The 9,913-nt window shown below is 35.9% G+C and carries 9 protein-coding genes; 8 read left to right on the top strand and 1 reads right to left on the bottom strand.

The features are described from left to right. Positions 1–476: 476 nt before the first annotated feature. Together radC and OZD67_RS04235 are read left to right on the top strand one after the other, a co-directional pair. Entirely contained in the window at positions 477–1,151 is a 675-nt protein-coding gene (gene radC, locus OZD67_RS04240) for a RadC family protein (protein ID WP_182184176.1), read from the top strand. A gap of 129 nt (positions 1,152–1,280) precedes the next feature. Continuing rightward, positions 1,281–1,571, top strand: a complete 291-nt coding sequence (locus OZD67_RS04235; protein WP_007549156.1) for a GIY-YIG nuclease family protein — start codon at positions 1,281–1,283, stop codon at positions 1,569–1,571. A gap of 533 nt (positions 1,572–2,104) precedes the next feature. Here OZD67_RS04235 and OZD67_RS04230 read toward each other — a convergent pair. Beyond that, positions 2,105–5,563, bottom strand: coding sequence for a UvrD-helicase domain-containing protein (locus OZD67_RS04230; RefSeq protein ID WP_182184177.1), 3,459 nt, complete (start codon positions 5,561–5,563; stop codon positions 2,105–2,107). 81 nt (positions 5,564–5,644) lie between these two features. Between OZD67_RS04230 and OZD67_RS04225 the strand changes: the two genes are divergently transcribed. From OZD67_RS04225 to OZD67_RS04200, 6 genes are all read left to right on the top strand, one after another. Next, complete coding sequence (locus OZD67_RS04225; protein ID WP_182182982.1) at positions 5,645–6,511, top strand: 4-(cytidine 5'-diphospho)-2-C-methyl-D-erythritol kinase; 867 nt, start codon at positions 5,645–5,647, stop codon at positions 6,509–6,511. A 4-nt stretch (positions 6,512–6,515) separates the two neighbouring features. Then, on the top strand, positions 6,516–6,872 hold the full coding sequence (locus OZD67_RS04220) for an Mth938-like domain-containing protein (protein ID WP_182182983.1): 357 nt from the start codon (positions 6,516–6,518) through the stop codon (positions 6,870–6,872). Between the two features lies 1 nt (position 6,873). Then, on the top strand, positions 6,874–7,674 hold the full coding sequence (locus OZD67_RS04215; RefSeq protein ID WP_182182985.1) for a metal ABC transporter permease: 801 nt from the start codon (positions 6,874–6,876) through the stop codon (positions 7,672–7,674). A gap of 174 nt (positions 7,675–7,848) precedes the next feature. After that, the gene (locus OZD67_RS04210) at positions 7,849–7,992 is read left to right on the top strand and encodes a hypothetical protein (protein WP_182182986.1); all 144 of its coding nucleotides are present in this window, start codon (positions 7,849–7,851) and stop codon (positions 7,990–7,992) included. Positions 7,993–7,997: 5 nt separating this feature from the next. Then, complete coding sequence (holA, locus tag OZD67_RS04205; RefSeq protein ID WP_182182988.1) at positions 7,998–9,014, top strand: DNA polymerase III subunit delta; 1,017 nt, start codon at positions 7,998–8,000, stop codon at positions 9,012–9,014. Between the two features lie 170 nt (positions 9,015–9,184). After that, the coding region (locus tag OZD67_RS04200; RefSeq protein ID WP_274999624.1) for an Rpn family recombination-promoting nuclease/putative transposase at positions 9,185–9,913 on the top strand (729 nt) is incomplete at its 3' end.

Here is a 9,913-nt window from a genome sequence, read left to right as displayed (position 1 = left end):
TCATTCTTTTTCCTGGATCCCAGTGCCTCATTCCCCTGTCATCCCAGTGCGTGACACTGGGATCCAGGAATTTTTATCATACACTAAGTTGGTGAGGTAGCAGTTTTATGTTAAAATACGACGTTTTTAATGGGGCTGCGGAAAACCTGGATTCCAGACTGGAATGACACCTAGGGGGCTTGGATGACACCATTCTTTTTTCTGGATCCCAGTGTCTGGGCACTGGGATGACAAAGAAATAGGCACTGGGATGACATTATAGGGGCACTGGCCTGACAATCATCATCCCGCTGCTTGTTAACGGGATCTGCTGAGATACCGCGGCGGTATGAAGTAGAGCTCGCGTCAGCTACTTTGATGACACCATTTACTGTCTTCAAAAATGAATGTTCTTACAATTATGCGCCATGTGCTTTATTAAATATTTTACTTAAAAATTCAATTTCTTATTATAAGAGATAAGCAATCCATTAATGATGAAAAATTACAAAAAGGGGCATAGAAAGCGCCTAAGAGAGAAAATTATTTTAGATAATGGACAATCATTACTTGATTATGAAGTTTTAGAGCACATTTTATATTCAGCATACAGTAGAATTGATGTAAAGCCGATAGCAAAGAGTTTGATAGAAAATTTTGGCAGTTTGAATAAAGTTTTTAATGCTGACCTGGAAGCACTGCAAAATGTTGATGGTGTCAGCAATGCAGCAATATCTGCCATCTTTTGTGTGAAACAAGCCTTTGTTCGTTCTGCAAGAGAAGAAATAAAAGACCTGCCTATAATCGATAACTGGGAAAAATTGCTTGATTATTTAAGAATAAGTATAGGAAGCCTCAATAAGGAAAATTTTCGTGTTATCTACATGAATAAAAAGTATCGTCTAATAGCGGAAGACCTGCAAAACGTTGGTACAGTAGATCAAACTCCTCTTTATGTCAGAGAGATCATCAAGCGCGCACTTTTGATTGGTTCAACATCCATTGTAATATCTCACAATCATCCAAGCGGAGATACACAACCTTCAAATAGCGATATATCTCTTACTAGGCAACTAGCAGAAGCTTGCCAAAGTATAGGAATAGAATTAATAGACCACATTATTATTACATTCAGTAGCTATTTTAGTTTCAAGGAAAATAGGTTGTTGTGAAAGCTTTCCGCTACGTGTTAGCGGCTAAAAGATGACGGTTCGCGGCGGTATGACGGTAAGTTTTATTGTGGCATGATGGTGTAGTATAATGTTGGTAAACCTCAGTTACTTTAGCTATAAACGATTAAGATGAAGTTATCATATATCTATATACTTACAAATAAAGCTAATAGCACATTATATATTGGTGTAACTGCAAATTTGATCAAGAGGATTTGGGAACACAAAAACAAAATTGTTTCAGGTTTTACATCAAGATATAATGTAAATAAACTTGTATATTTTGAAGAGTTTGAAGATATAAGTTTAGCTATTGCAAGAGAAAGGCGCCTGAAAGAATGGCCAAGGCAGTGGAAAATTAATTTGATCAATCAAAAGAATCCTAGCTGGGTTGACTTATATTACTTAGCTTTAAGATAGCTATGCTGAGATCCCGCTAACAAGTAGCGGGATCTCTTGTTAGCGGCTGAGATACCGCGAATGAATCGCAGTATGACGGTTCGTGGCGGTATGACGTTCTGCGGTGGTATAGTAATTCGTCATTCCGCTACTTGTTAGCGGCTGAGATACCGCGGCGGCATGACGGTTTGTGGTGGTATAGTAATTCGTCATCCCGCTACTTGTTAGCGGGATCTCTTGTTAGCGGCTGAGATACCGCGGCGGTATGACATTCTGCGGTGGTATAGTAATTCGTCATCCCGCTACTTGTTAGCGGGATCTATCCGCAGCAGTATGACGTAGGACTGCTGTCATCCCGCTGCTTGTTAGCGGCTGAGATACCGCGAATGAATCGCGGTATGACGGTTCGCGGTGGTATGACAGTTGAGTAATTCGTCATCCCGCTACTTGTTAGCGGCTGAGATACTGCGAATGAATCGCGGTATGACGGTTTGCGGCGGCATGACGGTTCGCGGTGGTATGACATAGTAGCTATTTCTTGTAATCAAGTTTCGTTAAAAGTCAGATTGAATAGTTAAATCTTCCACCCAAATAACCACACACTCTACTTGCTTGTTGGGATATATTTCTTGTACTAAGGTTTTATAGGTCAGCATTTGCTTTTTTATTTCATTTAATAAGGAAACAGAAACGTTACGGTGTGATTTGTAGTCAATTATGATTGCTTTATCTTGCGTTATGCATAGCCTGTCTAGTCGTACTAACACTGGTTCGCTATCAATTACTCCACTTAGTGTAATTTCTGATTTGCCCTCTAAATCAAATAGGTAGCCATATTTTTCATTAAAGGCCAATATTTTACTGTAAATTTCATTCTTATCTTCACTGGTGTTTATATTGTCAAGATATTTTCTGACCCAATTTTTTCTCCTTTCTTTTTCTATCTTGGGCATATATTGTAATATGCTGTGGATTATTAAGCCTCTTGTATAACCATCTGTCATCCCAGTGCTACTTTCTGTCATTCCAGTACCCCTATTTGTCATCCAAGTAGCGGACACTGGGATCCAGGCTTCTTTTTCTCTGGATTCCAGCATCAAGTGCTGGAATGACACCGGAGAGTGAGTAGCTGATGCTGGCTTTTCTTCTTTTTCCAGTGTCACGCACTGGGATGACATTGATAGGTTTGGCGGAAGCGAAATCACTGGAACGTCAAAATAATCACGTTTTTTATAAATGTAAGGGTAGTTTGCGTTCACACATAGCATTTCAACTTTTTCTTTAAATATTGGCTGTAAGTATGCTTGTTTCTCTTCATATGGTTCTCCATACTGAGTGATTAGATCATACCAAGAGCCCTTTTGCACTGGCTCTTTACTTAAGATGTATAACTCATCTTCAGCACGTGTGAGTGCTACGTATAATAAACGCAAATATTCATTATAATCCTCTAGTTTTTTCTCTCTTTTTACTTGATCACAATAAGCGTTGTTGTTTTTTCCACACCAAAATGGCACTTCTGTTCCATCAAAAATAATGCTTTCACTGTTTCTTGGCACTGTGTTTGTATCAACCAAAAATACTATGGGAGCTTGCAGACCTTTTGATTTGTGAATTGTCATTATTCGCACAGCATTGCGTTCTGATTGCATATCATTCTTAATCTCCGGATTATTCTCCTTGATCCATTGAACAAATGCTTGAAGAGATGGATTTTCAAATTGCAACACAAGGTTCATAAATTCGTCTAGAACCTCGAAGCACTCAAGACCTAGCCTTGCAGCAAATTTCTTCTTACCTGTACGCAATATATGTGTAAATAGTGCAAGAGGAGACTCTATGCGAGATAAGTTAATGAGATAGTTTAATTCACTATAGATAACCCCATGATAATCTTGAAGTCTTTCCCATAACGACTGTTCTTTGCGGTCGTATGCAATGTTAAATAAATCATCCTCGGTAAAATTGAATAACGGTGATTTTAAAGCATTTGCAAGAGCTAGATTATTTGCCTGGAGGAGTAAAAATTCGGCCAAAGCTATTAAGTCCTGCACGGCTATATAGTCCATAATTCTAAAATAATCTCGGCCTACAACTGGCACGTTTGCTTTTTTAAGTTCGCTTATTATGTAATCAACTAACACGTTTCGTTGCCGTACCAGAATCACAATGTCCCTTGGTTCTATATGGCGATCTTTAGCAACTAAAATTCGCCCTTCATTTAACCAGTTGTGAATTTTGTGGGCTATTGCCTGAGCAAGTAATCGATCTGCTATTGTATAACCTTCCTTGCATGTCAGAGGAATTTGTAAAGCTCGCTGTTCTTTCTCTTTACACTTTGGTAACGCTGGCCAAATTTCAATATATCCTTGATCATTTTCTCTATGTGGAACATGTTTTATTTCATTATCAACAAAAGATATTTCTGCGCGGAAGTTGTTAAATATTCTATCTACAAGCATTAAAACTTCTGGAGTTGAACGAAATGACTTTTCAAGTTGGCATGATATCCAATCTCTACCACCAGTTTTCGTATGAAAGTATTGTTGGATGTAGTTGAATAGATGGGGATTTGCTCCTTGAAATCTGTATATGGATTGTTTTACGTCACCAACTACAAATAAGGTTCGCTTTTCATCATTACCGGCAAAAAATTCATCGCAGAGATTTGTTATAATTTTCCACTGGCTGATGCTATTGTCTTGTGCCTCGTCAACAAGGATGTGATCTATTTTTTGATCCAAGTTAAATAATATCCAATCTTTGTAGTTTGGATTGCTGAGAAGATTTGTTGCTAAGCCAATTATATCATTGTAGTCAAGCAGTGCGTTTTTTGATTTTTCGCTACTGTATAGATCAACATATACTTTAAACACACCAAGTAAGCTACTGGTTCTCTTGAATATTTGATAAGAGTTCATGTCTTTTATATGAGTAAACACTACATTCTGAACGCTCTCTATTATTTGCTCTGCATCTCTAAATTTCTCCAAAATACTTTTTGTTGCAATGGATGATATATTCTTTTTTTCGTGCGATTCTGATTTGAGAAATACCTTGGCTAAATCTTCTATTCTAGTGTCTTTCCGCTCCATTCCGGTGTCATCCGAGTAGCTGACACTGGTTCTTTTTTTCTGGATTCCAGCGTCATGCGCTGGAATGACAGAGAGTGGTGGAATGATAGGAGATTTTACAAGGAATCTATTACACCAATCATAGAGCATTGCACTATAACTCTGATCTCTTTTACTGCCTTCACTTAATATCTCGGCTAGTCTTTCCACGTGCTCAATTGTTTCACTCTGTAAGTCATGAATTTCATCTGGGGCGCTCAATTTATCTTTGATATATTTCGAATCATTTGCTGATATCGATCTTTTTATACATAAAGTATAAAGCAAATCGCGCAATTTATTTTCATCAATTTCAGTTGCAATAAGGTTGATATCATCCTGCACAGTTTCGTTATGAAGCACTTGATTGAATATGATGGAATGTAATTCTTTACATTCACTCAGCGTACAATTTGGGGCGATGCCAGCTTCTATGGGAAAGTTGGAAATTAATTTGTAACAGAAAGCGTGTATGGTTTGTATGGTTAGGCCAAGATTTTCCAATTCAGAGAAAAGCCTTCTTGCTCTTGTTAAATAACGATCAAGTGCTTCATTTTTTCTGGACCCCAGTGTCACGCACTGGGATGACAAGTAGGGGTGCTGGGATCCCAGTGTTGTGCTACTTGGATGACAAAAAAGGGATGGCATCGGAAAGAAATCTAATTGTTCTAAATCTGCAACCAATACACTCTCTGAACATATTGCCCACCTACTAAGTGTACTGTGAATGCGGTTCTCCATCTCATTTGCTGCAGCATTGGTGAACGTTAAACAGAGAATATTTCTTTTGTTTTCTAATAAAAGTCTCAATACTCTGTCTATTAAGATCTTTGTTTTGCCTGTACCAGCAGACGCATTTACCCATACAGAGAAATTAGGATTTATGGCATTTTTTCTCATCAGAAGTGCAAAAACCTTATAGACGTTGACTAAAATAGCATTATACATATAATGTAAAAATAATCTTAGTGAAGATATATAATGAAAAGTTTTTGTGTAAAGGCGCCTGCAAAAATCAATCTTTTTTTGCATGTTGTAAATAAGAAGGAAACAGGATATCACTTGATTGAAGGTTTATTTGTCTTTGCTAATCTTTCTAATTTTTTGGAAATAAAAGTAGGTGAAAAGTATTCTAGATACGATAACTCTACAGTTGAATTTATAAACTCCGAGTCTAGAATAAATAACCAGTATAACACTATAACGAAAGCGGTTAATCTGCTGCTTAGACATGCTCCAGTGCGTACTAAAGTTTCTATTAGAGTTGTAAAGAACATACCAATTGCTGCAGGACTCGGTAGCGGATCCTCAGATGCTGGAGCTGTGGTACGTACGCTAGGGAAGCTGTGGAAGATTGATAGGACGATTTTAAATGAAATAGCCTTAAACGTTGGTGCTGATGTTCCTGCGAGTATAGATAGCAAGCCTGTTTTTGTTAGAGGTATTGGCGAAGAATTGTGTTATGTCCAAAAATTTTCCTTACCCACGAATGTGGTGCTTGTGAAACCGAAAAAAAGATTTTTGAGTACACCAGAGGTATTTTCCAAGCATGAAGGAGAATTTTCTGAGCCAATTAAATGGAGCAATGACGCTGAAAAGGATTTGTTGAAGCTTCTTAAAGAGACAAGAAACGATCTTCAAGAAATAGCAATAAGCCTTGTACCTGAAATTAAGGATGTGATATCAACACTTGAGTCACAAGAAGGCTCTATACTTTCTCGCATGTCAGGCAGTGGTGTATCATGCTTTGGAATATTCGATAGTGAGGAAAATGCAAAAGCTGCTGCAGTTAATATCGGAAAAAAACAACCAGAATGGTGGGTATGCAACACTCAATTAATAGTTTAACTTTATGCCCTTAATTTCCGAGAATAAAAATCTTATAAATGGTTACAGGGAAGGAAAATTTTTGGTGAATAATAGAGAATATTGCAGCTCAATTATAGTTTTTCCTGAAAAGGTGATTAAATTGAAAGAAAGTGATATAAATAGCAAGGAACATTTTAAATCTTTTTTAACAGAGAAAATAGAAATTTTGATAATAGGTACTGGTAAAACACGCAATATACCAAGTTCTTCAGTGAAGTCCTATCTTATGGAACAAAAAGATTTAAATTTTGAATTTATGACAACCGGTGCAGCATGCAGAACCCATAACGTTCTAATATCCGAAGATAGATTTGTTGTCAGTTATCTAATAGCCATATAGCATGCTTACCCAGGATTTTTTCATCAACAGTCTAGTTGCAGTAGTCGTAATTAGCCTAGTAACAGGCGCTTTAGGATCGTTTATGATATGGCAAAGGTTATCTTATCTTGGTGATAGTTTGTCCCATTCTTCGTTGCTTGGTGTTGCACTTGCTTTAATTTTTAAGATTAGCCCATCGATAAGCATAATGCTTATCGCAATTGCGTTTGCAATACTGCTTTCTCTTAATTTTAACAGATTATATTCTGCTGATACGATATTGAACATTGTTACCAATGTAGTTTTATCATCGAGTTTAATACTTATGTCTTTTCTTCCATCGGGCAATAATAGTATTATTAGCTCACTGTTTGGTGATATATTAACGCTCGATCAAAGTGATATGGTATTGATTTTTTTTACCTCTGTAATAGTTACTTTGATATTAATATTTAGATGGCGTTATTGGTTAATGATTTCAATTAATCAAGATTTAGCAGTAGTTGAGAAGATTAATGTCAATTTTGTTAGACTAGAATTTTTAATCACTCTTGCGATATTTATAGCAATTGCTGCCCAATTAATAGGAATATTACTCATTGCTGCATTTTTGCTAATACCAGCAGCATCTGCAAGGCTCATTTCGAAAACTCCGATGCAGATGATTATTGTTGCAACAGTTTTTTCTGTGATTTCTGGGATATCAGGTCTGATGTTATCTGCAAGTTTTGATTTGTTAACTGGCCCTGCAATTATACTTGTTGCAGCTGTATATTTAATTATCGCTTATTTTATAAGGTTAATATTAAGTAGGTTGGTTTAATTTTAGTCTCGAATGTTAATAATTTTGTAATATACTCATTATAAAACATCACTATCTTAGCACAAAATAGTTTTTGCTATACTATTATTTATATGCTAGTGATAAGTTGTTAATTTTATGGAGTAAGCAATATGAGCGAAGAAGGATTTTTTTTCTAAATATATAGTACAACCTATGAAAAATTTTTACAATAAGTGTGCTTCTTTTTGGAAGAAGGATGCGTCAGATGATGTGCAGAGTACGGCAGATGATATTGTACAAGAAAGCTCAGAGTCTTTGGATACTCATGTACAATCAAATGAGAATGATATCATATAGGTGGCATGAGGGTTACACCATCCAAAGTTAAAAGATTCCTAGAGAAACCTGATGCTTTACGTGGTGTGCTAATTCATGGAAGTGATAACAGTAGGGTTGATTTTTATGTACAAGAAATAATTGCCAATTTGGGTGAGTATTCAGTTCAGGTGATGGATTTTGCAGTAGTGAATAAGTCACCCGGTTTACTGTTTTTTGAGTTGGCAAACATTTCGATGTTTACCAGCAAAAAATTAATTAAGCTGATAAATGTGAGTGGAGGTATATCCAAAGAGTTAAAAAACGTATTGGATTATAACGCAAGTGGTCACTATGTAATGATGGTAGCAAGTGATCTTCCATATAATTCTGCGACTAAAAGTTATATGGAGAGTTCAAAAATTTTTGGTGTGATTGCTTGCTATAAGGACAGCAACAGCAATCTTTATGACATTATATCAAGTTACTTAAAACAAAATTATATAAAATGCACAAACGAGATAATCTACCATTTGCAATCTTACTTTAATCATAGCAAGCTGCCTATATGTTCAGAACTTGAGAAGTTAGTTTTGTACTTAGGGGAGAGAAAAGACCTAAAACTTACTGATATAGAATTATGCTTTTCAACTTCTGGTAACGACTATGCTACACTTGATGATCTATGCTCTGCCATAGCAAGTAAAGATATGTCGCGCTTCATTAGAATTTCTGATGCATTGATATCGCAAGAAAATTTTTCACCGATAGCGCTAATTCGCATTATATCAAATTATTTCCTACGCCTTGAAAACGTTTTGCTGTCAGTGCAAGGTGGAATGAGTGAGCAGGCTGCGATTGATCAGCTAAGCCCTCCATTGTTTTTTAAACAATTGCAGAGCTTTAAATCTCATTTGAAAAGTTTGCAACTTTCAGAACTTAAAAAGATTTTGGCAGAATTGATAAGCTTAGAAGTTACCTGTAAAAAAACTGACTTGGATCATAAAATGATTTTTCAGCAGGTGATTTGTCATATTACAAATACAATTACTTGCTATAGCTAACAAAGATAAGGTGTAACCAGACTGCATTCTGTGATTTTTAGCAAAGCACGATCTTTCATTTGAGCTTTCTTCAATTTAAAATAAATACAGAAACTAGCTATCTTCAAAAATATGGTTGAATAATTGTTAATAATAGTGTATAGTTATTAATATTTTCAAGCATTTTTGCCATGGCTCTTTCAAAATTTCTCGATCCTCGCAATGATTTGTGTTTCAAAAAAATCTTTGGAACGGAAAAAAATAAGAATATCCTGATCCACTTTTTGAACGATATTTTAGGGTTTACTGAGATAAATGCAATACAAGAAGTTGAGTTTCTTAGCACTATTATGGATCCCGAAGTTGCCTCTGATAAACAAAGTATTGTTGATGTTCTCTGCAAGGATTCTCACGGAAATAGATATATAGCAGAAATGCAGCTCGCTAGAGACAAGGGCTTCGAAAAACGCGCTCAATTATATGCCGCTAAAGCCTACTCAAGACAATTAGATAAATCTGGCAACTACATTGATTTAAAGAAAGTCTTCTTTATTGCTATATCAAATTGTAACTTACTTCCTGAAGAAGTTGATTATATCTCTACTCATAATATACGTGATATAAAAACTAACGGCCATTACTTAAAAGATTTTCAATTTATCTTTATAGAATTACCAAAATTTTCAAAAAGTAAAGTAGAGCAGTTAGAAAGTATAGTAGAAAGGTGGTGTTTCTTTTTTAAATACGCAGAAGAAACAACAGAAGAGGACTTAAAAGAGATAGCAGAAAAAGCGCCAATAATAAAGCTAGCATATGATGAATTAGACAAGTTTCGTTGGGACGAAAAAGATTTAGTAGCTTACGAAGAAAGAATAATGGATCTACGCAAAGAAGAAGCCATTCTTGAATACAGACTTGAT

Source organism: Wolbachia endosymbiont of Drosophila nikananu, assembly GCF_028981865.1.
In the GTDB taxonomy this organism is placed as follows: Bacteria; Pseudomonadota; Alphaproteobacteria; order Rickettsiales; family Anaplasmataceae; genus Wolbachia; species Wolbachia pipientis_B.
This window is presented reverse-complemented; position numbering and strand designations above follow the sequence as displayed.